The organism is Sphaerisporangium sp. NPDC051011 (assembly GCF_040653595.1).
In the GTDB taxonomy this organism is placed as follows: domain Bacteria; phylum Actinomycetota; class Actinomycetes; order Streptosporangiales; family Streptosporangiaceae; genus Sphaerisporangium.
In genome coordinates, this window is sequence record NZ_JBFAGG010000003.1 from 59,240 (window position 1) to 84,649 (window position 25,410).

Below are 25,410 nucleotides of genomic sequence, written 5' to 3' on the forward strand. Positions count from 1 at the left end.
ATGGGTACGGTTCGGGGCGCGGTGGTGTTCTGGAGCCGGCACGCGCGAGGGTGAGGAACGATCCCTTGCGTGGGACGGTGGAAGAACGCCGCCTAAAGTGCGCCCCGGACCCGCCGTGCCGGAGGCGCGGCCATTAGCACAGCCATCAGCGGTAGCTGTGCTCCGGGGCGGGGAAGGCGCCGGAGACGACCTCGTCGGCGAAGGCGCGGACCGCGTGGTCCATTTCGCCGGCCAGGTCGAAGTACTTCTTCACGAACTTCGCGGGGCGTTGGGTGAGGCCCATGAGGTCCTGCCAGACCAGGACCTGGGCGTCGCAGGACGGCCCCGCGCCGATGCCGATCGTCGGGATGGACAGCGCGGCCGTGATCCGGGCGGCGAGGTCGGCGGGCACGCACTCGAGCACGACGGCGAACGCCCCGGCGTGCTCAAGGGCCTTGGCGTCGGCCATCAGCTCGTCGCCCGACTGGCCCCGGCCCTGCACGCGGTAGCCGCCGAACGCGTTCACCGACTGCGGGGTCAGCCCGAGGTGGCCCATGACCGGGATGCCGGCCGAGACCAGCAGGTCGATCTGCGGGAGCACGCGGCGCCCGCCCTCCAGCTTGACCGCGTGGGCGCCGGCCTCCTTCATGAACCGCGCGGCCGAGGTCAGCGCGTCCTTCGGGGAGGCCTGGTAGGAGCCGAACGGCAGGTCGGCCACGACCAGCGCGCGGGAGGAGCCGCGGACGACGGCGGCGGTGAGCGGGATCAGGTCGTCGACGGAGACCGGCAGCGTGGAGTCGTAGCCGTACACGACCATCGCTGCCGAGTCGCCTACCAGCATGACCGGAATGCCGGCCTCGTCGAACACCTTGGCGGTCATCGCGTCGTAGGCGGTGACCATCGGCCACTTCTCGCCGCGGTCCTTGGCGGCGGCGAGGTCGCGGACGGTCACCCTTCGCCCAGCTTGGCCGCCGTAGAGCGCGGTCGGCGAGCTGGTGTTTCTCGACGTAGAGGACATCATGGATACCTCCAGGTCTCGAGGCGCCCCTGTGGCGTCCCCGGACGGTCAGATCATCGCACGGCTGACCGTTATGACAACACCCCGGATGCCCTCTGCTCATCCCTCCACGCACCCCGGCCGGCGCTTTACCTGGCGGACGCCGCCACGACCGTCCTGCGGACGTAGCCACGACCGTCCTGAGGTGCGGCGACGCCGGAGATCTCGCCCCGATGGGCTCGCGCGGGCAGGAGATCATAACGAAACGGGACGGTTGCGTATCGAATCCTCGCGCGCTACGGTAACGGTGCGAAACGCACTCGTATCGAAATTTCGCTCTTACTCGTACTTGGGGGGTTCGTGGACAAGACGACAGGTCACCCACGCCGATGGCAGGTCCTAGGTGTGATGGTGTTCAGCCTGCTCGCCGTCGTTCTCGACAACACGATTCTCAACGTGGCTCTGAAGGTCATCTCCGATCCCGAGGCCGGGCTCGGGGCGTCGCAGAGCCAGCTCGAATGGGCCATCAACTCCTACACGCTCGTCTTCGCCGGCCTGCTGTTCACCTTCGGCGTGCTCGGCGACCGGTTCGGGCGCAAGCGCATGCTGCAGATCGGCATGGTGCTGTTCGGCCTGGCGTCCCTGGCCAGCGCCTACGCGCAGGACCCCGGGCAGCTCATCGCCGCGCGGGCCGCCATGGGCCTCGGCGGCGCGGCCGTCATGCCCGCCACCCTCGCGATCATCTCCAACGTCTTCGCGCCGCAGGAGCGCGGCAAGGCCATCGGCATCTGGTCCGGAGGGGTGGGCCTCGCGGTCGCCATCGGCCCCATCACCGGCGGCATCCTGCTCGAGCACTTCTGGTGGGGCTCGGTCTTCCTGGTGAACGTGCCCATCGTCCTCATCAGCTCCGTGCTGATCGCGGTGCTGGTGCCCGAGTCCCGCAACCCCGACAAGGCCCGGCTCGACCCCTTCGGCGTGCTGCTGTCCATCGTCGGACTGGTCGGCGTCGTCTACGGCATCATCAAGATCGGCGAACTCGGCACGGTCACCGACCCGCAGGTCCTGGTGCCCACGCTCGTCGGCCTGGCCGTGCTCGCGGGGTTCGTCCTGCACGAGCGCAGGGCGGCCCACCCGGCCTTCGACGTACGCTACTTCGCCATCCCGCGGTTCTCCACGGCCGTCGCCAGCGTCGGCCTGGTGTTCTTCGCCATGATGGGCGTGATGTTCTTCATGGCGTTCTACCTGCAGATCGTCAAGGGGTACTCGCCGCTCGCCGCGGGCGCGCTCGTGCTGCCGTTCGCGGCGGCCCAGCTCATCTTCTCGCCGCTCAGTGCCCAGATGGTCCGCCGCTTCGGCGGCAAGGTGCTCGCCACCGCCAGCATGCTGCTGGTCGCGGCGTCCCTCGCGAGCTACACGATCCTCCAGGTGGACACGCCGATCTGGGTGTTCGAGATCATCGGCTTCGTCCAGGGCGCGGCGCTCGCCAACATCGGCCCGCCGGCCACCGAGGCCGTGATGTCCTCGGTGCCCCGCGAGAAGGCGGGCGTCGGCTCGGCCATGACCAACACCATCCGGCAGGTCGGCGGCGCGCTCGGCGTGGCGCTGCTCGGCTCGGTCCTGTCCGCGACCTACCGCGACAACGTGGCCGGCGCGCTCACGGTCCTCCCGGAGGGCCTGCGGCACGCCGCGGGCGAGTCGATCACGGCCACCATGGGCGTCGCCCAGTCCCTCGGCGCCCAGGGTGCCGCGATCGTCGCCCACGCCAAGCAGGCGTTCGTGGACGGCATGCACGTGACCGCCCTCTGCGCCGCCGTGATCGCGCTGGTCGGCGCGGCCGTGGTGGCGAGGTGGCTCCCAGGGAAGGAAACGGTCGTGCCGCCGGTGGCGGCACCGGAAAGCACGGAACCGGCAGTAGTGTGAACAGATCATGGTGACTGAGCGCATGGGGGTGGCCCGCGCGCCGGGCCGCCCTCGCAGCGAGAAGGCGGAGCGCGCGATCGTCGACGCGACGATCGACATGCTGGCGGAGGGTACGAGCGTGGCCGAGCTCTCCATCGAAGCCATCGCCACGCGGGCGGGTGTGGGCAAGACCACCATCTACCGGCGCTGGTCCAACAAGGAGGACCTGGTCGTCGACGCGCTGGCCACGCTCAAGCCTCCCATGCCCGAGCCGCTCGGCAGATCCGCCCGCGAGGACATCGTCCGGCACCTCGGCGCGATGCAGCAGGAGACGCACGATCGGCGCCTGCGCTGCATCATGACCATCGCGCTGAGCGAGTCCGACCGCTACCCGCACCTGGCCCAGCGCTTCCGCGAGATCGCGATCAAGCCCCGGCGCGAGGCGCTGCGGTCGATCATCCGGCGGGGCGTCGACACGGGCGAGTTCCGCGCCGAAACCGACGTCGAGATGGCGATGGCCGCGCTCAGCGGCGCGATGCTGGTCTTCACCAAATGGCATGACCCCAAGGAGGAGCTTCCCGCCGACCTGGCCGAGCGCATCACCGACCAGGTGCTGGCGGGCCTGCAAGCGTGAGCTGTGCCTATTGCCGCGCCTCCGGCACGGCGGTTCGGGACGCCCCTTTTGGCGGCGTTCTTCCGCCCTCACACGCGAGGGATCGTTCCTCACCCTCGCGCGTGAGGACTCCAGAACACCGCCGCGCCCCGAACGGCCTATGGCCGCGCCTCCGGCGCGGCGGTTCGGGCTTCAGGCGCTCTGAACGGTCAGGTGGCGGGGGTCTCGCGCCAGCGGTTGGTGATGGGCAGTCTGCGGTCGCGCCCGAAGTTCTTCGGGGTGATCTTCGGGCCCGGCGGGTACTGCCGCCGCTTGTACTCGGCGAGGTCCACCAGCCGGATCACCCGGGCCACCAGCTCCGGGTCGTGTCCCGCCGCGACCAGGTCGTTCTTGCCCATGTCGTGCTCGACGTAGTCGGCCAGCAGCCGGTCCAGGACGTCGTACGGCGGGAGCGAGTCGGTGTCGCGCTGGCCGGGGCGCAGCTCGGCGCTCGGCTCCTTGGTGATGGAGTTCTCCGGGATGGGCGGGACGGCGAACGGGTACAGCAGGTCGCCCTCGCGCCCCACCTGGGCGTTGCGCCACCGGGAAAGGTCCCACACCGTCGTCTTCAGTACATCCTTGATCGGCGCGAACCCGCCCGCCGAGTCGCCGTACAGCGTGGAGTAGCCGGTGGCCAGCTCGCTCTTGTTGCCCGTGGTCAGCACCAGGTGACCGTGCTCGTTGGACAGGCCCATCAGCAGCATGCCGCGCACCCGCGCCTGAAGGTTCTCAGCGGCCAGGCCGTGCAGGTCGACCTCCTTCTCGAACGCGTCCACGATGCCCTCGATGGGCACCAGCCGCGCGTGCGAGCCCTGTCGTTCGACCAGGTCGCGGGCGTCGCCCACCGAGTGGTCGGAGGAGTGGCGGGACGGCATGAGCACGACGTGCACGCGGTCGGGGCCCACGGCGTCGGCGGCGATGGTGGCGGTCAGCGCCGAGTCGATGCCGCCGGACAGGCCGAGGATCACCGAGCGGAAGCCGTTCTTGGTGAAGTAGTCGCGCGTGCCGAGCACGAGCGCCGAGTACACCTCTTCCAGGTCGTCCAGGCGTGGGGCCACCACGGGCGGCTCCGGGGTGTAGGCGGGGAGGGGCTCGGCGGAGAGCTCCAGCCGCTCGACAGTGATCGTCGTGCCGTCCTGGGCGTCGACCGGGAAGGTCCCGGGACGCGCGGCGGGGTCGGCCGCGGGCAGTTCCAGGTCGGTGACCAGCAGCTCCTCCCGGAACTGGCCCGCGCGGGCGATGAGCTCGCCGTCGGCGCCGACCACGATCGAGTCGCCGTCGAAGATCAGCTCGTCCTGGCCGCCGACCTGGTTGGCGTAGGCGAGCGCGCACCCGGCCTCACGCGCCCGGTTCGCGCACAGCTCCAGCCGCACATCGTCCTTCTCGCGCTCGTACGGCGAGGCGTTCGGCACGACCAGCAGTCCCGCACCTGCCTGCGCGACGGCCGCGACCGGGCCGCCGTCCTGCCACAGGTCCTCGCAGACGGCGATCGCGACGTCCACGCCGTGCAGGCGGAAGATCGGCAGCCGGTCGCCGCGCACGAAGTAGCGGTACTCGTCGAAGACGCCGTAGTTGGGCAGGTGGTGCTTGGCCGTGCGGGTGACGACGCGGCCGCGGTGCAGCAGGGCGGCGGCGTCCAGCGGCGCGCCCTTCGGCTGCCCGGCCCGGGGCGCGAGGCCGGAACGGTCGACGTAGCCGGCCACCACGGGCACCTCGCCGAGCCCCTCCTCGGCCAGTCGCGCGGCGACGGCCTCCAGTGTCGCGATCGAGGCGTCCACGAAGGATGTGCGGAGCACCAGGTCCTCGACCGGATAGCCGGTCAGGAACATCTCGGTGAAGACCACCAGGTGCGCGCCGCGGTCGGCGGCGCGGCGCGTCCACGCGACGAGCGCGTCGGCGTTGGCGGAAAGGTCGCCCACCACCGGGTTGGTCTGGGCGAGGGCTATACGCAGTTGAGGCACGATCTCCACCTTACGTGTGGCGCCGGCCCGGCCCTCGGGGCGGTTCAGCTCTGAGGGCGCAGGCCGTCCATCATGATCGTGAGCAGCGGTTCGCCGCTCTCTTCCGAGCGCTCCGTCGCCACCGCGACGGCGTGGGCGATGCGCAGCAGCTCCAGGCCGGTGAGGCCGTCCCGCACGACCCCCGCCTCCTGGGCCCGGGCGAGCAGCGCGCCGGCGGCGGCGCGCATATGGACGTGGCAGGCGGCGTACGGCTCGGAGTCGGCCTCCATCGTCGACTTCAGCGCCTCCACCAGCCGCGCTTGGACCGTCGGTCGGGCTCCGCGCGGGCGCGCGATACCACGACTGTAACCGACCGCCAACCGAAGACAGCCTCGCATCATTGGAGCCCCAGGATGTATCAAACCCATCCCCTAATGGGGTGGTGTGGGTAGGGTTCGACACGATCACGGATCCGCCGCGAGCCGCCGTTCACGGGCGCGGTCAGCGGGCCGTGCCCGGGCTGATCAGGCCGGACTCGTAGGCCAGGACGACGAGCTGGGCGCGGTCGAGCAGGGCCAGGCGGTCCAGGAGCGAGGCGATCGCCGCCCCGACGGAGTCCTCGGGGACGGACAGCGTCGTGGCGATCTCCTGGTTGGTCTGTCCCCGGGCCACCAGCTTGATCACGTCGAGGTCGGCGTCGGTCAGGCCCTTCAGGGCGGGGGGCACGTCCGGGTCGCCGCGGCCGGCGAAGGCCGCGATGAGCCGGGTCGTCAGGGCGGGGTCGATCAGCGCGTCGCCATCCGCCGCCGCGCGGAGCGCGGCCAGCAGCTGCTCGGGCGGGGAGGTCTTGAGGACGAACCCGCTGACCCCGGCGCGCAGGGCCGCGTACAGGTTGTCGTCCGTCCCGAAGGTGGTCATCATGACGACCTTCGGCGGGGCGGCGTCGGCCAGGACCCGGCGCGCCGCGGCCAGGCCGTCCAGGCGCGGCATGGAGATGTCCATCAGCACCAGGTCGGGCCGGGTGCGCCGGATCAGCGCGATGGCCTGCTCGCCGTCCTGGGCCTCGCCCACCAGCTCCACGCCCGGCTCGTTCTCCATGATCACCCGGAGCCCGGCGCGGACGAGGGCCTGGTCGTCGGCGACGACCACCCGCAGCGCCGACGCCTCCCGTGCGGCCACCCCGGCGGGCGCCGCGTCGGGGGCGTCCGGGGCAGGGCCGTCCAGGTGCGCGGCGTGGGCGAGGATGTCACGTTCCAGCCGCTGTAGCGTCGGGCCGAGGTCCAGGCCCAGCTCCTCGCGCAGCAGCGTGCGCGCCCGGCGCAGCGCCCCGAGGGCGTCGCCCTGCCGCCCCGCCCGGTACAGGGCCAGGGCGAGCAGCCGCCACGCCTCCTCCCGCAGCGGATGGGCCGAGGCGTGGGACTCCAGGTCCGGGATCGTCGCCGACGCCATGCCGAGCCGCAGCGCCGCCTCAGCGCGCTGCTCGACCGCCATCAGCCGCAGCTCGTCCAGCCGCATCGCCTCGGCGGCGGCCCACGAGAGGTCGGCGAACTCGGCCAGCGCCGGGCCGCGCCACAGCCCGAGCGCCCGTTCCATGCGGTCCCACACCGCGGCGGCGTCCCCGGTCTCGCCGGCGCGGACGAGGCTCTCGAACAGCCAGGTGTCGACGGTGTCGGAGCCGGCGCGCAGCGCGTACCCGGGCGGGGCGGAGACCAGGATCTCGGCCTCCTCGCGAGGAGCGCGCCCGGGCTCCAGCGCGCGGCGCAGCCGGGAGACGTACCCCTGGATCGTCGACAGCGCCTGGGCGGGGGGATCGCCCGGCCACAGCTCGTCGATGAGCACGCTCATCGGGACGGCCCTGCCGCGCGCCACGAGCAGCCGCGCGAGGACGGCCTGCTGGCGGAGCCCGCCGAGGTCCAGCGGGGAATCGCCAGCAACTACCTGAAAAGGACCCAAAGCATGGAATTTCAACATCGCAGCGCACAGCGTAGGGCCTCAACGGTCCATCCGGGCGCCGATACGGCCGGTCGATGCGCGGTCGTGAGCCTCGGCGTGGCATTCGGCGTGGTTTCCGGGGCCTGCTCAGGGATTCGCCACGAAATCCGGACGAATTCGCAACACAAGCGAGAAGGAACCGAACGCCCCCACCCTGCCGCCGGTCAGAGGGGGAGGATCGCCTCGACGGTCGTGCCGCCGGTCGCGACGGGCACGGTGACGCACGTGCCGCCGAGCTCGGCCGCGCGCTCGCGCATCGAGTGCAGGCCGACCCCGGCGCGCGGGCGTTCGGGCAGCCCGGCGCCGTCGTCGGAGACGCGCACCCGCAGCGCGTCGGGCGCGCGGTCCAGGGCGATGGAGGCGCTCGTGGCGCGGGCGTGCCTGCGCACGTTGGTGAGGGCCTCCTGGACGATGCGGTAGGCGGCCACCTCGACCGCCGCGGGCAGCGTCGTGAGGTCCCCGCTCACCTCCACGGTCACCGGCGGCGGTCCCTCGACGGCCAGGGCCCGGACGGCGCCCGCCAGCCCCAGGTCGTCCAGCGCGGGCGGGCGCAGGCCGTACACGAGCTGCCGGATGTCGCCCGACACCGCGTCCATGCCGGTGCGCAGGTCGCGCAGGAGCGTGTCGGCGGAGTCGGGGGACTTCTTGAGGCTGCTGCGGGCCAGGTTGATCGTCATCGCCATGCTGGAGAGCGTCTGCCCGAGCCCGTCGTGCAGGTCGCGGCGCAGCCTGCGGCGCTCCTCCTCGCGGGCGGTCAGGATCTGGTGGCGCGAGCGTTGCAGGTCGGCCGCCATGCGGACGGCGTGGGCGACGTCGGCGGCGTACGGCGCGAGGGTGCTGATCACCCGCTCGTCGTGCGCGGCGGCGAAGCGGCGCGGTCCCGGGCGGCCGAGCAGCAGGCGGCCGACGGTCTCGCCGTGCCACACCAGCGGGATCTGCCGGGGCTCGCTGCCCACGTGCCCGCTCTCGACGTACCCCGGCCTGCCGTCCACGACCTCGACCGCCGCGCCCTCGATGGCGAGGCCGTCCTGCAGGACGGTCACGACCGACGACAGTGCCTTGGCGGGGTCGGCCCTGCGCACCTCCTGCGTGAGCCGCTCGGCCAGCAGGCGCGGGTCGCCGACGTGGCCGTACAGCGCGCGGTCCACCAGGCGCTGCAGGAGCCGCCGCAGCGGCTGGAAGAACGCGCCCGCGACCAGCGCGGCGGCCAGCCCGGCGACCTGGTTCTCGCGGGAGGCGACGAGACCGGCCAGCGCGCCGGCGCCGAAGTACACGCCGCTGATGACGGCGAGCAGGCCGCCGCCGACGAAGGCGCGGCTGATGATCGTGTCGATGCCGTACAGGCGGTAGCGCATCACCGAGAACGCCATGGCGATCGGCACGAGCCCCGCCCAGATCACCGCGATCAGCCAGAACCGCTCGCCGATCAGCAGGAACGTCACATAACCGGTGAAGGCCAGCAGCGGCCAGGCGATCTGCCGCCGCGTCAGCGGGTCCGAGGGCAGGAAGCGGGCGACCAGTGAGACCAGCGACAGCACCACCGCGGCGTAGATGCCCGCCCAGGTGATGGTGCTGATCAGGTGGGTGTAGGGCCGCAGCGCCTCGACCGCGAGCGGGTTCGGCACCGCGGCCGGCCACGGGTTGGGGTCGAGGGCGGGCCGGACGATCAGCCGTAGCGCCTCGGCGGACATGGAGAGGGCGCCGAGGACCGCGACCGCCCACCAGCGGCGGGAGGGCGGCCGGCCGTCGGGGGAGAGCAGCGGCACCAGGACGGCCAGGGAGAGGCCCGAGACCAGCCAGCCGAGGATGGAGACATAGCGCAGGTATCCGGCGGCGCCGAGCGCGCCGTCGGCCGCGGCGCGGAACATCAGCGCGCCGCTGATCTGGCCGGCCGCCGCGCCGAACCCGCCGCCGCACATCAGCCACGCGACGTTCAGACGCGGCCGGTGGTACACGAGGAACGCGCCGACGGGCGGGAACATCAGCCCGGCCGCCGTGTCGGGGGTCGCGAAGACGTCGATGTGCCATCCGGGCGGGAGGGCCGCGTAGACGAGCAGGGACGTGACCACCATGACCGGGGAGGCGACCGCCGTGACGACGGCCACCGCGCGCGTCGTCGTGATCCTGACCATCCCGATCCCCTTCCCTCAACGTCCCCCACGGTGGAGGGTGTGCGCACTCCCGCCGGAACAGGAGGCATCCGGGAAAGTATGGGACGTCACATAACGCCCGATCAACGGCGGATTGATGCTGAAAAAGCACCGTTCGAGCCGACTGACTGACTTTACCGAAATGGGTCGCGGCCATCAGAGGACCGGCGCCCGTGAAGGCGAGGTCAGGACGCGGACCGCCGGCGGATCGCGGGGGAGATCACGAACTGACCCACGGCGGCGAGCACACCGACCGCCCCCACGGTGATCCACAGTACCGAGTGTCCGAGCGCCAGAAGGCGCGTTCCGGCCAGCGGCGCGAGCAGCCCGCCCGCCGACCACGCGAAACCGAACATCCCGCTGTAGCGCCCGCGCAGGTGGGGCGGGGCCAGGGCCGCCACGACCGCGCCTCCCATGCCCGCGGTGACCACCTCGCCGAGCGTCCAGACGGCGACGGCCCCCGCGTACCCCGCCGTCGTGGAGACGAACGCCATCAGCGCGAACCCCGCCCCCACCACCGCCATGCCGGCCGCGAGCGTCCTTCCGGGGTCGTGCCGGTTCAGCCACGGCCCGACCAGCGGCTGCACGATGACGATCAGGATGCCGTTGACCGAGATCGCCAGCCCGTAGGCGGCCGTGGACAGGCCCTGGCCGGTGACCGCCAGCGGCAGCGTCGCGTACGACTGGAGGTAGACGAACGCGTACATCAGCGTGATCACCACGTACGTGACCATCAGGCGGTCCTTCAGCACCTCGCGGAAGCCGGGCGCGTCGTGCCCGCGCTCGGGACGGGTCTCCGGCACCGCCCGCCACACCAGGAAGCCGAAGACGATCGAGGTCACGGCGTCGATCCAGAACAGCCACAGGAAACCGGACTGCGCCAGCGCGCCGCCCGCCACCATGGCGACCGCGAACCCGAGGTTGATCGCCCAGAACAGCAGCCCGAACGCGCGCGGCCGGTCGTGCGCGGGGATCAGGTCGGCGACCAGCGCCTGCGAGGCCGGGCGGTAGGCGTCCAGGACCAGGCCCAGCACGGCCATCGCCGCGACGATGCCGGGCAGCGACGTGCTGTACCCGAGGGCGACCATGCACACGCCCGTCGCGACCGTGCCGCCGGTGAGCGTCGCCCTGCGTCCCACGTGGTCGGCCAGCCACCCCGCGATGAGCTGGGAGAACAGCGACCCGACGCCGAACACCGCCATGACCAGCCCGGCCGCCGCCAGCGACATCCCGCGCGACTGGGTGAGGTAGACGCCGATGAACGGCTCGACCATGGTGCCGAGGCGGTTGACGAACGTGCCGCCGAAAAGGACCCAGAACGCGCGGGGGAACCCGCCGATCCTGGACTGGAGGAGGGAGGGTTTACGGCTGACGGTGCTGGTCACGGGACAAGCGTTGAACAAGGGTTCGCATCCGTGCCAATCTTTTAGGCACCACTAAAAGGTGAATGGGGGCAGGCCTGGTGAGCGTCGACTGGCGGTTCGGGGCCGACGACCTGGCACGGCTGCGCTTCGCGTTCTCGCCGATGTGGGAACTGGTCGCGAGCCTGCGCGTCCTGCACGCCCCCGCGCGCCACTCGGTGCACCTGCCCTGGATACGGGCCCTGCGGCCCCGGCTCGCCGCGCTCGACCTGTCCGAGCTGCTCGCCCTCGTCCCCGCCCACGGGTACATGGCCGACTTCCTCACCCCGCCGCCCGACACGCCCCTGCCCGACTTCGCCGCCGAGCTGGCCCGCGTCCGGGAAGCCGCCCCCGAGAAGGCCGCCGAGGAGGCCGGTTGGGTGGACACCCCGGACAGGCGGGCCATCGCGCGCTTCCAGGCAGACCCCGCCGAGGGCGTGCGCCGGGTCGCCGGCACGCTCGCCGTGTACTGGGAGCTGGCCCTGGAGGAGTTCTGGCCCCGGGTGTACGGGCTGCTGGAGGCCGACCTGATGTGGCGGTCCCGGCGGCTCGCCACCGGAGGCGCGCGGGAGCTGTTCGCCGACCTGCACCCCGCCGTCCGCTGGCACGGCGACCGGCTTACCACCGGCACCGGCGCTGGCGCCTGGTGCCACACCGGCGACCTCGGCGGGGACGGGCTGCTGCTCGTGCCGAGCGTGTTCCGCTGGCCGGACATCGCCACCATGAGCGAGCCCTACCAGGCCATGCTCGTCTACCCGGCGCGCGGCGTCGGCACGCTCTGGGAGGCCGGGCCGCCGCCCGCGCCCGAGGCCCTCGCCGCGCTGATCGGCAGGACCCGCGCACAGATCCTGCTCTCGCTGTGCCGGCCCGCCTCCACGACCGCCCTGGCCAGGCGCATGTCGCTCACGCCCGGCGCGGTATCCCAGCACCTGTCGGTGCTCAGCGGCAACGGGCTGGTCACCCGCCGCCGCATGGTCCGCGAGGTGCTCTACCGCCGCACCTCCACCGGGGACGCGCTGGTCAGCGGCTCCTGACCGCGCCCGGCGCGGCCGCCGTGCGGTCGGTGGTGCGGTCGGCGGTGGGGCCGCTCTGGGGCGGCGGAGGGGGCGGCCGTCGGGTCGTCGTGGGGTTAGCAGAAGAACGGGGCGGTGGATGGCAGGGCGGCGAGGGGCGCCGGGCCGGAGAGCCCGGGGGTGTCCCCGCGCGACCCCGCCCGGTCGCCGGGGACGTCGCCGGAGCCGGAGCTCTCCTGCCATGCGCCGCCGTACCCCCAGCCTCGCGCGTTCCCATCCCCGGACCAGCGGCCCGATCCGCGCTCGTCCGGGGAGCGGGGGCGCGACGGCCCGCCGTTCGTCCTCGCCCGGGCCTCCGGCGCCCTCGCCGAACCCGTCCCCGGCGTACTCATCCCCGCCGAACCCGTCCCCGCCGAACCCGCCCGCGGTGACGGACGGGCGGCGGGTGACGGCGGACGCGCGGGCTCGCCGTCCCTCACGCCTCCGGGGGTGACGGTCGACGGCGGACGCCCGGACGGCCCGGCGGGCGCGACGTGCGGCCCGGACGGTCTGGATGGCGCGGATGGCGCGGGCGGCGTGGCGGTCGGCCCGGAGGACCCGGCGGGCCGACCGGACGGCCCGGGCGCGTCCGGATCGGGGACCGGCGCGGGGCCGGGCACCTCCCTGCCCGTGGCCGTGCGGGCGGGCGGTGCGGGCGACGCCTGCGCCGGGGCGTACAGGCGGCGCGTCGTGCGCTGGAGGCCGGGCTCGTCCAGGCGGATGCCGCTCGCCGTGAGCCGCTGCCCGTACACGTCCGTGATCCGCACGACGAACGGGCCCGGCCCGGCGCCGTCCTCGGCCACCCAGTAGTTGCCGGAATCGCGGGACAGGCGCCGCCAACGCCCGTCCGTCAGGACTTCGAGGCGCAGCAGCGGGTTGCCGTGGTCGACGGCCTGGATCGCCAGCCTGCCGGCCGAGGAGCCGGGCCTGACGCGGAACGCCACCGGCAGCGTCATCGCGGGGTTGCGCACGGTGTGGTAGCCGACCGGCACCACGCGGCGGCCGGGGTAGGCGATGCGCGTGAACGCCGGGCGGCTCAGGTCCACCTCGCCCGGGGCGCACCCCAGGCACTCGCCCACCACCTGGACGCGCACGATGCCGCGCGGCCCGGTGACGTCGAGGTACGCCCCGCACGCGCTCGCGCCCGCGTACTCCTCCGCCGACACCGCCACGACCAGGTCGTCGCGGACCGCGCCCCGCAGCGAGCACTCCCCGCCGCCCGTCCTGCCGGACGCCGCCGCGCCGCCCCCGCCCGCGGGGCCCGCGAGCGAGGCCGCGCAGGCCGCGTTCCTGCCGGTCTGGGCGCCGAGCGCGACCAGGGCGAGCGCCGCCGTCGCCGACACGGCCCACGCCAGCCGCCGCACCACGGCCGGGGGCCCTCCGGCGTCATCGTCCGGCCGCCGGCCGAGCCGGAAGCCCGGCCGCGAGCCCGGGCGCGTACGCCGGGCGGACGGGCGCCGGATCTGCCGTCGATCCGCGTTCATGGCGAACTCCTCGCACTGAGGTCATCCTTGACGAATACGGGATGAGATCATGCTGTCACATTACGTGACGACAGTACGAGTCCGTGATACACCCGCCGATGGCCTGTCCGCCTCCTGGTCGCGCCGTTCGTGTCGAAAACCGGAAACCGGGTTCCGGTCCGCGAGATGCGGCCTCACAGCGGACCCGCGTAACGTGTGCGAAACACCAAGCGGGCAGACTGGTAGATGACCAGACATGTCTTCCGCCGACTCAGAGACTGGTTCAGCGCGACGACGATGGTGTCCGATCACCGTCCGGCAGAAGGGGATGCCTTGGACCGCCAGCAGGAGTTCGTGCTCCGCACGCTCGAAGAACGCGACATCCGGTTCATCCGGCTGTGGTTCACCGACGTCCTGGGGTTCCTCAAATCGGTGGCGATAGCCCCCGCCGAGCTCGAAGGCGCGTTCGCCGAGGGCATCGGCTTCGACGGCTCGGCCATCGAGGGCTTCGCCCGCGTCTACGAGTCCGACATGCTCGCCAAGCCGGACCCTTCGACGTTCCAGATCCTGCCCTGGCGCAGTGAGACGCCCGGCGCCGCCCGCATGTTCTGCGACATCCTCATGCCGGACGGTTCGCCTTCGCACGCCGACCCGCGCTGGGTGCTCAAGCGCACTCTCGCCAAGGCCGCGGACATGGGGTTCACGTTCTACACCCATCCCGAGGTCGAGTTCTTCCTGCTGAAGGAGCGGCCGGAGGAGGGCCGCGGGCCCGTCCCGATCGACTCCGGCGGCTACTTCGACCACACCCCGCACAGCTCCGGCCACGACTTCCGCCGCAACGCGATCATGATGCTGGAGGCCATGGGCATCTCGGTGGAGTTCAGCCACCACGAGGGCGCCCCCGGCCAGCAGGAGATCGACCTGCGGTACGCCGACGCGCTGACCACCGCCGACAACATCATGACCTTCCGGCTGGTGATGAAGGAGGTCGCGCTGGAGCAGGGCATCTGGGCGTCCTTCATGCCGAAGCCCTTCACCGAGTACCCCGGCTCGGGCATGCACACTCACATGTCCCTGTTCGAGGGCGACCATAACGCCTTTTACGAGCCCGGCGCCGACTACCAGCTCTCCAAGATCGGCCGGTCGTTCATCGGTGGTCTGCTTCGCCACGCCGCCGAGATCACCGCTGTGTGCAACCAGTGGGTGAACTCCTACAAGCGGCTGTGGGGCGGCTCCGAGGCGATCGCCGGGCTCGGCGGCGAGGCGCCCAGCTACATAAGCTGGGGTCACAACAACCGGTCCGCGCTCGTCCGCGTCCCCATGTACAAGCCACACAAGGGCAACTCCGCGCGGGTGGAGTTCCGGTCGCTCGACTCCGCCTGCAACCCCTACCTCGCCTTCGCGGTGGTGCTCGCCGCCGGCCTGAAGGGCATCGAGGGCGGGTACGAGATTCCGCCCGGCGCCGAGGACGACGTCTGGGCGCTTACCGCCTCCGAGCGGCGCGCGCTCGGCATCGAGCCGCTGCCGCAGAGCCTGGACGAGGCGATCTCCGCGATGGAGCGCAGCGAACTGGTCGCCGAGACCCTCGGCGAGCACGTCTTCGACTTCTTCCTGCGCAACAAGCGCGCCGAGTGGCACGAGTACCGCCGCCAGGTCACCGAGTTCGAACTCGGCCGCTACCTGCCGGTGCTGTAATCCCAGCTCAGAGGCGGGTTCTCGTTGATCGAAGGGTGAGGGCCGACGGTGCGCAACCGTTGGCCCCTCACCCTTTCATCGGTCCTGGGCCGTCTGTGGGCCGTCAGACCTGTGATCCATGGCCTCATACACCCTGTCTACGGCTCGCCGGGTGCGTCCCTCGCTGCTCGGCATGAGGTGCGTGTACGACCCGGGCGTGCACACCGCGACGTTCGTTGACGTGCTGCGGGTGGGACAGGCCCGCTCTTGGCGGCTGTTGCTGCCGACCCGAATTCCGGGCTTGCGAAGACAACCCTCCCCGTTCACCTTTGCCCTGATAGGCGGCCTTTATCGCAGGAAAGGCAGGAGCGCCAGAGGTGTGGGGGTGAGTGATGGTTCGCCAGTAAGGATAGTGGTTAATACACGCCGGGTGGCTGTCGCGCCCACATGATCGATGAGAGTTTTCGCTGTGACGTGGGGCGTGCGAACGGTTCCTCTCGGTGATGAAAGTCGGGATTCGGGGACACCGGGCGGGTGCGCGCCGCCGCGTCTGGCGTCCGGCTGTACGGCCTGGTCCGACGGGGACCGGGCGGCCGAGGCGGCGAAGCCGAAGGGGAATCCTTCCTATGTCCTCGACCACAAGTACCTCCTCGCGCGGGCCGCGCCCGCGGGGCCGTCTGCGCGGGCTGGCCCTGCGGGGCACGCTGGCCGTGGCCCTGGCCGTCGGCGGCCTGGCCGCGACCGCCCCGGCGGCCCAGGCCGCCGACAAGACGGTGACGTTCTCCTATACCGGGCGCGCGCAGACGTTCACCGTGCCGGCCGGTGTGACCTCGATCGAGGTGGACGCGTTCGGCGCCCAGGGCCAGGCCGCGCCGAGGACCGGAGCAGGCGGCCGGGGCGGAGAGGCCAAGGCCACCTTGGCCGTCACCCCCGGGCAGGAGCTCCAGGTCAACGTCGGCGGGACCGGCGGCGGAGGCTACGGCGGCGGAGGCCTCAACCCGATCCCGGGGGGCGGCGGTTCGGGCGGCGGCGCCTCGGACGTGCGCACCGGCCCCGGCTACGGCCTGGATGACCGGGTGCTGGTGGCCGGCGGCGGAGGCGGCGGCGGAGCCGCCGCCACCCCACGTTACGGCGGCCCAGGCGGCGACGGAGGCGGGGCCGCCGGTGCCTCCGGCGGCCCGGGCGGCACCCCTGCCGCCGACAGCAGCGGGATCTACAGCGGGGCCAGCCCCGGCGGCGGAGCGACCTCCTCGGCCGGTGGGAGCGGCGGCGCCGGCGCCGGCGGCGCCGCCGGAGCTGACGGCACGGCCGGTAAGGGCGGCGCGGGCGGCGGCGCGGACGGCGCCGGTGGAGGCGGCGGTGGAGGCGGCTGGTACGGCGGCGGCGGGGGCGGCGGCTGCGGGCACTTCGTCCCCGGCTACGGCTACGCCGGTGGGGGCGGCGGGGGCGGCGGCAGCAGCTACGGCCCGGCCGGGACCGTCTTTTCCACCGGCGTCCAATCGGGCCACGGCGTCGTCACCATCACCTACACCCCGGTCCCCGCCATCACCGGTATCAGCCCCGCCAGCGGGTCCACCGCAGGCGGCACCACGGTGACGATCACGGGCACCGACCTGACCGGCGCCACCGCTGTCGTCTTCGGCGGCACCGCCGCGGCTTCGTTCACCGTCGACTCCGACACCGAGATCACCGCGACCAGCCCCGCGGCCACCGCCGCCGGAGCGGTCGATGTGAAGGTCACCACCCCGGACGGGACCAGCGCCACCAGCAGCGTCGGCACCTTCACCTACATCAAGCCCCCCACCGTCACCGGCATCAGCCCCGCCGGCGGGCCGGTCGGCGGCGGCACGAGCGTGACCATCACCGGCACCGACCTGACCGGCGCCACCGCTGTCGTCTTCGGTGGCACTGCCGCGGCTTCGTTCACCGTCGACTCCGCCACCAGCATCACCGCGACCAGCCCCGCCGCCGCCGCCGCCGGAGCGGTCGATGTGAAGGTCACCACCCCCGGCGGGACCAGCAGCGCCGGCACCTTCACCTACATCAAGCCCCCCACCGTCACCGGTATCAGCCCCGCCGGCGGGTCCACCGCAGGCGGCACCACGGTGACGATCACGGGCACCGACCTGACCGGCGCCACCGCTGTCGTCTTCGGCGGCACCGCCGCGGCTTCGTTCACCGTCGACTCCGACACCGAGATCACCGCGACCAGCCCCGCGGCCACCGCCGCCGGAGCGGTCGATGTGAAGGTCACCACCCCCGGCGGGACCAGCAGCGCCGGCACCTTCACCTACATCAAGCCCCCCACCGTCACCGGCATCAGCCCCGCCGGCGGGTCCACCGCAGGCGGCACCACGGTGACGATCACGGGCACCAACCTGACCGGCGCCACCGCCGTCACCTTCGGCGCCACCGCCGCGACCTCGTTCACGGTGAACTCCGCCACCAGCATCACCGCGACCAGCCCCGCCGCCACCGCCGGCGCGGTCGACGTGAAGGTCACCACCCCCGGCGGAACCACCGCCACCACCAACGATGACAAGTTCACCTACGTCAACCCCGCACCCACCATCACCGCCGTCAACCCGGCCACCGGCCCCGCCGGCGGCGGCACGAGCGTGACCATCACCGGCACCAATCTGACCGGCGCCACCGCCGTCGCCTTCGGCGGCACCGCCGCGACCTCGTTCACGGTGAACTCCGCCACCAGCATCACCGCGACCAGCCCCGCCGCCACCGCCGCCGGAGCGGTCGACGTGAAGGTCACCACCCCGGACGGGACCAGCGCCACCAGCAGCGCCGGCACCTTCACCTACACCAAGGACACCACCAAGCTCCAAGCCCAGCCGCTGCTGCTCTCCCTTACCGGCGGCGCGCTCAACATCAACCTGCATCCCTCGGCGACCCTCACCGACACCACCACCGGCCGGCCCGTCGCCGGCCAGACCATCACCTTCAAGGTCGGCACCCACACCGTCTGCACAGCCACCACCGACAGCAGCGGCGTCGCCTCCTGCTACGGCCTGTGCCCGCTGACCACGATCCTGCTCAACCTGTCCTACACCGCGACCTTCGCCGGTACCCCGGCCCTCGAAGCCGCCACCGACACCGCCGGACTCATCCAGCTCTGACCCCGACCACCACCGAAGGCCCGTCCTTTTCCGGGGCGGGCCTTCGGCGTGCGTATGGACCGGCCGTCCGGGGGGCTCGTCGGGGTTCGCTCGGCCAGGCGCGTGAATATTGGTATAAACCATTGGCCTAAACCAATTGGGCCCCCGGGCGGTAGGTGAATGGAAAGGGGTGCCCGGCATTTCCGTGCGGGCCCACCTCGACCGGCTCGAACCGACTCGAACCGGCTCGAACCGCCTCGACCGGCGGGCGGGTCCTGGGAGCGGGGCCGGCCGGATCGACCGCCGGGTGGTGGGCGTTGTCGTGGATTGCGGTCATGTTCGCGCAGGGAATGGGGCCGGGGGCGAGCCGGTTGCCACTGTCGTAGCGTCCGCGGCCGGTCTCCCGGGAGCCATCCGGGTGGGCGGCGCGGGGTGGCTCGGCGCCGGGTGGTGTTATTCGCCGCCTGTCACGCCGCCGTTACCCCGGGCTAACGGTTCCGTCATCGGTTCCTGGTTCGATGATGCCGCGGGTGAGGTGGATTAAAATGGCCACGACTTGTCGGGCCATTTACGGCACTAGCGGTTTATGCGCCCATGAGGGCATTGGTGGTATTGACAATATGGATTGCGCTCCGGGTTCTGGAGAGCAGTAGGGGGTGCCCAGCATGACGACTTCTGCCGGTTTGGAGACCGGGCTCACCGTATCGGCCCGCTTCCGAGGCCCCGAGGGTACCGCCAACGGCGGCTGGATCGCGGGAACGCTCGCGGGCACCCTCGTCGGCACGCTGGAGGGCCCGCACGCGGTCGAGGTGACGCTGCGACGGCCGATTCCCCTGGCGACGGAGCTCGCCGTCTCCCACGTCGCCAACTCGGCGTCGTTGTCCCATGACGGCCGGCTGCTGGCCGAGGCGATCCCCGTCGCCGAGGACGTCACGCCTCCTCCGTTCGTCCCCTTCACCGACGCCGCCAGGTCCGAGGCCGGCTTCGCCGGCTTCACGGGGGCGCACCCCGTGCCTGGGTGCTTCGTGTGCGGCCTGCGCGACCCCGGTGACGGCCTGCGCATCTTCCCCGGCCCCGTCGAGGGCTCGGACGTGGTCGCGGCCGGGTGGCGCGTTCCCGTGACCGTCACCGACGGCGAGGGGGTCGTCCCCGACCCGGTCGTGTGGGCCGCGCTGGACTGCCCGTCCGGGTGGGCGCACGCGGGCAACGGCGGGCCCGGCCTGCTGGGCCGCATCACCGCCCAGGTCTTCCGCCGCGTGTACCCGAACGGGACGTACTCCGTCGTGGCCCGCGCCACCGGCCGCGACGGCCGCAAGCTGTTCGGCGAGAGCGCGGTCTACGAGCTGGACGGCGCGTTGGTCGCCGCGGCCAAGGCCACCTGGATCATCCCGTCCCTGACGTGACCCGCTCGGCCCGCGCCCGCCCGGGCCCTGGCGGTGTCAGTAGATGGTCACCTGGCTGAGCAGGGTCCACACGCGCATGACGAGCAGCGTCAGTGTGGCCGCGCACAGGAACAGCGACGCGGCGAAGAGGGACCAGCGGAACAGCCGGTAGCTCAGCGGCGCCAGCCCCGACGCCCGCCTGCCGGGAGACCACGGCCGCCGCAGGTCCGTCATGGTGAGCTCGTCCTCGCCTGACGGATCCGCGTCCGCCGGTTCCATCGCCGCCGGATCCGCGTCCGCCGTTCCCGGCAGGCCCGCGTCCGCCGCCCGTGGCGCGGCGCCGTTGACGGTGGCGGGGCGCTCGGGGACCGGCAGGCCGGTCAGCCAGGCGACCAGGCGGCCGATCGCGGCCGTGTCCGCGGGCAGACCGGACGCCAGGTAGCGCACCTCGGCCGCCGTCCGCGCCAGCTCCCTGACCATGTTGCCGAGCCCGACCCCGTCGAACCACCCGGGCAGCTCGGCGGCGTCGCGCCCGACGGCGGTGCGGCGCAGCAGGTCGGCCTTGGTCACGACGACGGCGACCCGCTTCTGCCGCCCGCCGTCCGCCCGCGCGGCCAGTTCGTTGCGCACCCGCTGGAAGGTGTCGGACGGGTCTTCGGGCGACAGGACGACCCCGGCGTCCTTGAGCGTCTTGCGCTCCGCGTCCGACAGGCTCCGCTGCACTTCGGGGAGGGCGAACGGGTCCACCACGATGAGCATCGCCTCGCCGTGGGTGAGGTAGCTCATCGCCTCCACCTGCGCTGCCCCGGTGAAGCCCTCGCCGGACGGGTCGAACAGGTACAGGATGCGGTTGCCGCTGCGCGGCTTGGCGCCGGGCAGCGTGATGTCCACCATGGTCGCCGACGGCGCCTGCGTGGTCGTCTTGGACACCTTGCCGAGCCGCAGCTCCCGCCGGAGCCGCGAGAAGGCCACCTCGTCCCCCCGCACCACGAACCCGGCCCGTCCCCGCGCCTCCTTCACCACCCCGTTGAGGGCGTTGACGGCCAGCACCATGAACGTCGTCTTGCCCGCGTCGGGGCCGCCGACGAACGGCAGCGGCTCGATCCGCGCCCGGCCGATCCGGTGCGGCAGCGCGCGCTCGCATTCGGGGCAGTACGACTGGAGCCGGAAGCGGCCGAGCACGATGGCCGTCGGCAGCCGGGTGCCGCACCGGCACACGTGCCGGAACGCGCCGTCGAGGTTCGGGACCAGATGCCGGTGCCGCTCGCCGCAGGTCGGGCACGCGTACTCGGGCAGCGCGAACCTGGCGTAGCACTGCGGGTGCGGGCAGGTCTGCAGGATGCGGCGGGCCAGCATGACCACGCCCTCGACGCCTCGCACGAGCAGCGCGGACGCCGCCCACAGCAGCAGCCCGGCCCCGCAGACCAGGGCGTACGCGCCGACCACCGCCGTGGCGGCCGCCGCCAGCGGGATCAGCGCGACGCCGGTGCCGACGATGGCCGCGAGCCACACGGGCAGCAGGAAGAAGCCCTGCACGTTGCTCATGAGCCACCGCGTGAGCGTGCCGATGACCGTCCTGACGGTGCCCCAGAGGGCCGGGACGGCGAAGGCGGCGATCCGCCACCAGTCGAGGCCCGCCTGGCCGAACAGGTAGTGGCGGAAAACGGGGTCGCGCCGCTCGCCGGCCGTGGCGGGGAGCGCGGGGGAGATCCCGCCCGCCGTCGCCGGGAGCAGCACCCGGCCGGCGCGCAGGTAGTAGTGGCCCGCGCCGACGAGCGTGGCGCCGGCGACGGTGATCGCGCACACGACGGGGAACACGTAGAGGAACCCGAAGTACATGCACGCGAGCCACAACGCGATGAGGAAGATCACTACAAGTGGCATCAGCGGTCCTCGCGTTTCCACGGGAGGCCGCGCCGGGTTCGGGTCGCATCCTTCAGATCCTTCAGGCCGGCCGCGAGGTCCGGGTCCCGCTTGAAGCGCGACTCGGCCGACCCCGACATCGACCAGCCGCCGAGGCGGGTGCGCGCCCAGGAGTCCAGCTCGGGGACGGGCGCGTCCGCCATGTGGAGCCGTACGGCGACCTCCAGCAGCGCGAACTCCTCGTCGCGCGACCCGCGGGCCGCGAGCCACGTGCGCGCCAGCCCGCGCCGCGCCGCGTCCGGGAGCAGGGTGAGGACCTCGGTGCGGAACCTCGGGTCCCGTTCGGCCAGGGCGCGCGCGGCCACGGCCCGGGCCGCCGCGGGCAGGTCCTCGTGGGTCTCGCGGGCGAGTTCCTCCAGCCGCTGGAGTACGGCCGCCGCGTCCGCGGGCCTCGCCGCCTCGGCCGCCCCGGCGGCCAGCAGCACCATCTCGGCGTCCTTGGCCGGGTACCCGGGGACGGCCTGCCGCACCTGGCCGGCCAGCCGCACGACCTCGGGGTCGTCCGGCCCCGCGGCGAGGAACGTACGCGCGGGCAGGTCGCTCAGCGCCGACGAGTCGCTCAGCGCCGCCCCGATCCGCTCGACGAGCGCCGCACACTCCGCGGGCCCCGGCGCGTCCTTCCAGACCTCGGCCACCCCGGCGTCCCACCCGGCCGTCCCCAGGTCTGGGAGATCCGCTTCCTCTGAACCCCCGCCGCCCCTCTCTTCTGCGACCGACATTTCGCTTATTTCGGCAGAAGGCGGGTTCGCGGGGGCAGCGGTCGCGTGGGGAGCGAGGCGGAGGAGTCGCTCGGTGGCCTCGACGCGCGACAGGAGGCCGCGGCGGACCAGGGAAAGGATCACCGCCGTGCCCGTGCGCGGCGCGTGTGTCAGGTCGCGGCGCCATAATCGGTCGCAGACGGAGTCCGCGAGCATCCGCCGGCGGACCTCGTCGGGTGACGCCTCCAGCCCGGCCACCGCGCCCGACAAGATGGTCTCGCGCAGGTCGGCCGGAAGGCGTTCCAGCAGGCGGGCCAGGTCGCCCCGCCCGTCACGGGCCAGCGCGCCCGCCGCGCGTTCGAGCCCGGCCGGGTCGACGGGCGCCCCCACGGCGTACGCGGTCCGCGCCGCGTGGGCCAGTTCGTCCAGATCGCGGGCACCGGCGAGCGCGCGGGCGGCGTCGTCGGCGAGCGCCGCGCGCGTTCCCGGCCGCGAGGCGGGTGACGGGGCGGGCAGGCCGGGGTCGGCCAGGGCCAGGACGGCGCAGCGCAACGCGCACAGCTCGGCGGTCTCCTCAGGGGCGTGGGCGCGGACGGCCGCGGCGAGCTCGTAGTCCATGCGGTCGGCGGCGCGCGCGAGGTCGTCCCACAGCCAGTCGGGGAGGTCCTTGGACAGGGCGCGGGCGATGGCCGACTGCTCGGCGGCGGTCACACTCGTGTCGCCGCGGCAGAACGCCAGCAGCGCCGCGCTCGTGTCCGGCTCGAACGTCCCCCACCCCGCCGCGCCGTCCCCGCCGGCGGCTCCGTCACGGCCCTCGGGAGCGCCGTTCCCGCCCGGCTCGCCGAACGGGTCCGCGCCCGGCGGGGTGCCCAGTTCGCCGATCGCGTCGATGCCGTCCAGGTCCATGCGGCGCCAGCAGTCCGTGACCGTACGGGCGAAGCGGCCGGGGGCGCCCATCGTCCCGGCGAGGGCCGTGGCGCCGGCCGAGGACGCGGCGGCGGGATCGTCCAGGCGGACGACGGCGGCCTCGACGTCGGCGGGCATCCAGACGTCGGGGGTCGTGCCCACGATGATGTGCGGCGCGCCGGCGGGGTCGGCGCTGTAGGTCACGAACGACAGGCGCGCCGCGACCGGCCACGGCAGCGAGTACGAGACGACCGCGATCCAGCGGACGATCTCCTCGACGTCGGCGCAGACCAGGATGACGCGGCCGTGCCCGCCGGCGAGGGCGCGCCGGACGTTCTCCAGCAGGCCCGCGAGCCGGGTGTACGCGGCGTCGCCGCCGGAGGCCAGCCAGGCGCCGAGCGTGTCGGGGTCGATGCCCTCGCCCGGGGGCAGGTCGGCGAGCTCGGGCAGGGGCGTGCCCGGGGACGCGGGGACGTCCTGCCACAGGGGCGAGCGCCACAGTTCCACCGGCCGCAGGCCCGTCAGCTCCTCGGCGGTGGCGACGACCGCGTGGCCGAGGAAGTTGCCGTACCGGCCGGAGTAGTCGCGCCCGAGGTAGACGCAGCGGGTGACGACGCTCAGATCGCGCGGGCGTTCCCGGTCGCCGACGTGGCGATCGCCCGGCGGCTCGTACGGGCTCTCGCGGACGGGGCCGTAGGACAGCGCGACGGGCATCCGCGCGATCTCCTCGGCGGAGGGGGCGAGCGGCGCGGTCGGCGGGGGCTTGTAGGCGAGATGGCGGGCCACCTTGCCGGTGACGCCGTGCGGGAGCCCCGGCGACTCCGCGACGAACTGGAAACCCGCGCGCCCGGCGGGCCCGGCCTCGGCCGACGTGTAGTGCAGCTGCCAGGCCACCTCGTCACACCCACCCGTCGTCGGAGGAACAGGATCTCGCCCCCACGCGCCGGACGCGAAGCACCGCGGCGGGCGGGAGAGGAGGTGACCCGGCGACCGCGGGCGGACACCGCACCAGGGAGGTCATCCGCGGACTCCGGTCAGCATGCCGAAGCGGTACAGCAGCCAGAGCAGAGGGTCCTCGACGCGGTACGGGCGGACGCCGCCGGGGGCGACCGTGTCGTCGCCGGGGACGCCGCCGAGGGCGGAGAGCCCGAACAGCGCGAAGTCGTTGAAGTGCTGACGCAGGTAGCGGTCGACCATCCCGGCCTGCCACTCGTCCATGAGCGCCCGCACCTGCTCGTGCACGGCGTCGCGGTCGTCGAGGTCGAGCATGCCCGACGGGGTGCGGGCGCGGTGCAGCGCGGACTGCGCGTCCATGCTCTCCTGCAGCGCGTCGATCTTGCTGAGCGCGACCGCCACCGGCACCTTCAGCCGTCCGGACCCGGCCCGGTCGCGCAGCAGCTCGGTCACCCGGCTGATCACGTTGATCGGGTCGCTGTCAGGGTCACCGGCGTTGACGCCGCCCTTGGCCTGGGCCGTGCCGCTCAGTGAGGCCTTGGCCCCGGGCAGCTCCAGCGGGTCGACCAGGAAGATGATCGCGTCGGCGGCGTTCAGGTAGCGCAGGTGGGTCTCGGTGGACTCGCGGCTGCGCAGGTCCTCGCCCGCGGTGTCGAAGAACACCAGCGTGAGCGACATGGTCTTGGTCCGCAGCCGGCCGGGAACCGTGCGGGTCAGCAGGTACACCAGCGGGTCGCGCGGCTCGGTGGCGGCCGGGCGCGTGGTGCTGAGCAGGCGCTGCTCGCCGTACAGGGGACGGGCGAAGTCCTGCTTGTAGCGGGCGATCGTGCGGTCGTCGCAGGCGACCAGCGAGGCGTCCAGCTCGGCGCCGATCCGGTTGGTCAGCTCGTGCAGCAGCACGGCGATGTACGTGCTCTTGCCCGACCCCTTGGCGCCGACCAGCGCGACGATCCTGCCCGGGTTCGCGCAGTACTCGGCGGGCAGCCGGCTGTGGCACTCCGGGCACACCCGCCACCCGGTGGAGCGGCGGCAGGTCGGGCAGTCGGCGCGGCGGCCGGGCCTGCGGACCGAGAACACGGGAGGCAGGTAGGCGGCGGCGGAGGAGCCGAGGTACTCGGCCAGCGTCTCGTCCAGCCGCGCCTCACAGCCGCCGCCGCGCCCGGCTCTACCCGCGCACCGGAACGCGATGCGGTCGCGGTCCAGCCGGGCGAAGCAGAACGGGCAGGTGATGACCACGCA

General features: G+C 73.1%; 16 protein-coding genes. 6 read left to right on the top strand and 10 right to left on the bottom strand.

Annotated features, from left to right (window positions below; translation table 11 throughout):
* Window positions 1-145: 145 nt before the first annotated feature.
* Window positions 146-997 (bottom strand): 3-methyl-2-oxobutanoate hydroxymethyltransferase, encoded by an 852-nt coding sequence (gene panB / locus AB0H21_RS07590; RefSeq protein WP_358514194.1) that lies wholly within the window; start codon window positions 995-997, stop codon window positions 146-148.
* Between the two features lie 387 nt (window positions 998-1,384).
* Between panB and AB0H21_RS07595 the strand changes: the two genes are divergently transcribed.
* Both AB0H21_RS07595 and AB0H21_RS07600 read left to right on the top strand, forming a co-directional pair.
* A complete protein-coding gene (locus AB0H21_RS07595; RefSeq protein ID WP_358514196.1) occupies window positions 1,385-2,896 on the top strand; it encodes an MFS transporter in 1,512 nt (503 codons plus the stop codon).
* A gap of 7 nt (window positions 2,897-2,903) precedes the next feature.
* The gene (locus AB0H21_RS07600; protein ID WP_358513155.1) at window positions 2,904-3,509 is read left to right on the top strand and encodes a TetR/AcrR family transcriptional regulator; all 606 of its coding nucleotides are present in this window, start codon (window positions 2,904-2,906) and stop codon (window positions 3,507-3,509) included.
* A 188-nt stretch (window positions 3,510-3,697) separates the two neighbouring features.
* On the opposite strand, the gene AB0H21_RS07605 is transcribed toward AB0H21_RS07600, so the two are convergent.
* The 5 genes from AB0H21_RS07605 to AB0H21_RS07625 all read right to left on the bottom strand — a co-directional run bounded on the left by AB0H21_RS07605 (window position 3,698) and on the right by AB0H21_RS07625 (window position 10,994).
* Window positions 3,698-5,488, bottom strand: a complete 1,791-nt coding sequence (locus AB0H21_RS07605; RefSeq protein ID WP_358513157.1) for an NAD+ synthase — start codon at window positions 5,486-5,488, stop codon at window positions 3,698-3,700.
* A 44-nt stretch (window positions 5,489-5,532) separates the two neighbouring features.
* Complete coding sequence (locus AB0H21_RS07610) at window positions 5,533-5,778, bottom strand: hypothetical protein (RefSeq protein ID WP_358513159.1); 246 nt, start codon at window positions 5,776-5,778, stop codon at window positions 5,533-5,535.
* Between the two features lie 190 nt (window positions 5,779-5,968).
* Complete coding sequence (locus tag AB0H21_RS07615) at window positions 5,969-7,438, bottom strand: BTAD domain-containing putative transcriptional regulator (RefSeq protein WP_358513161.1); 1,470 nt, start codon at window positions 7,436-7,438, stop codon at window positions 5,969-5,971.
* Window positions 7,439-7,623: 185 nt separating this feature from the next.
* On the bottom strand, window positions 7,624-9,591 hold the full coding sequence (locus AB0H21_RS07620; RefSeq protein WP_358513163.1) for a sensor histidine kinase: 1,968 nt from the start codon (window positions 9,589-9,591) through the stop codon (window positions 7,624-7,626).
* A gap of 203 nt (window positions 9,592-9,794) precedes the next feature.
* A complete protein-coding gene (locus AB0H21_RS07625) occupies window positions 9,795-10,994 on the bottom strand; it encodes an MFS transporter (RefSeq protein ID WP_358513165.1) in 1,200 nt (399 codons plus the stop codon).
* Between the two features lie 62 nt (window positions 10,995-11,056).
* Between AB0H21_RS07625 and AB0H21_RS07630 the strand changes: the two genes are divergently transcribed.
* Window positions 11,057-12,043 carry a winged helix-turn-helix domain-containing protein gene (locus AB0H21_RS07630; RefSeq protein ID WP_358513167.1) on the top strand — a complete coding sequence of 329 codons (987 nt, stop codon included), beginning with the start codon at window positions 11,057-11,059 and terminating at the stop codon, window positions 12,041-12,043.
* Between the two features lie 95 nt (window positions 12,044-12,138).
* Here AB0H21_RS07630 and AB0H21_RS07635 read toward each other — a convergent pair whose 3' ends face one another.
* Entirely contained in the window at window positions 12,139-13,545 is a 1,407-nt protein-coding gene (locus AB0H21_RS07635) for an expansin EXLX1 family cellulose-binding protein (protein ID WP_358513169.1), read from the bottom strand.
* A gap of 312 nt (window positions 13,546-13,857) precedes the next feature.
* On the opposite strand from AB0H21_RS07635, the gene glnA reads away from it, so the two are divergent.
* The 3 genes from glnA (at window position 13,858) to AB0H21_RS07650 (ending at window position 19,711) form a co-directional block, all read left to right on the top strand.
* Window positions 13,858-15,219, top strand: coding sequence for a type I glutamate--ammonia ligase (gene glnA, locus AB0H21_RS07640; protein WP_358513171.1), 1,362 nt, complete (start codon window positions 13,858-13,860; stop codon window positions 15,217-15,219).
* Window positions 15,220-15,824: 605 nt separating this feature from the next.
* A complete protein-coding gene (locus AB0H21_RS07645) occupies window positions 15,825-18,329 on the top strand; it encodes an IPT/TIG domain-containing protein (RefSeq protein ID WP_358513173.1) in 2,505 nt (834 codons plus the stop codon).
* Between the two features lie 644 nt (window positions 18,330-18,973).
* On the top strand, window positions 18,974-19,711 hold the full coding sequence (locus AB0H21_RS07650) for a hypothetical protein (RefSeq protein ID WP_358513175.1): 738 nt from the start codon (window positions 18,974-18,976) through the stop codon (window positions 19,709-19,711).
* Between the two features lie 36 nt (window positions 19,712-19,747).
* Here AB0H21_RS07650 and AB0H21_RS07655 read toward each other — a convergent pair whose 3' ends face one another.
* The 3 genes from AB0H21_RS07655 to AB0H21_RS07665 form a co-directional block, all read right to left on the bottom strand.
* The gene (locus AB0H21_RS07655; RefSeq protein WP_358513177.1) at window positions 19,748-21,574 is read right to left on the bottom strand and encodes a hypothetical protein; all 1,827 of its coding nucleotides are present in this window, start codon (window positions 21,572-21,574) and stop codon (window positions 19,748-19,750) included.
* The gene (locus AB0H21_RS07660; protein ID WP_358513179.1) at window positions 21,574-24,111 is read right to left on the bottom strand and encodes a hypothetical protein; all 2,538 of its coding nucleotides are present in this window, start codon (window positions 24,109-24,111) and stop codon (window positions 21,574-21,576) included. The genes AB0H21_RS07655 and AB0H21_RS07660 overlap by 1 nt, the downstream gene beginning before the upstream one ends.
* Window positions 24,112-24,234: 123 nt before the next feature.
* Window positions 24,235-25,407: a hypothetical protein gene (locus AB0H21_RS07665; RefSeq protein ID WP_358513181.1), complete on the bottom strand. Its 1,173-nt coding sequence runs from the start codon at window positions 25,405-25,407 to the stop codon at window positions 24,235-24,237.
* Between the last annotated feature and the right edge of the window lie 3 nt (window positions 25,408-25,410).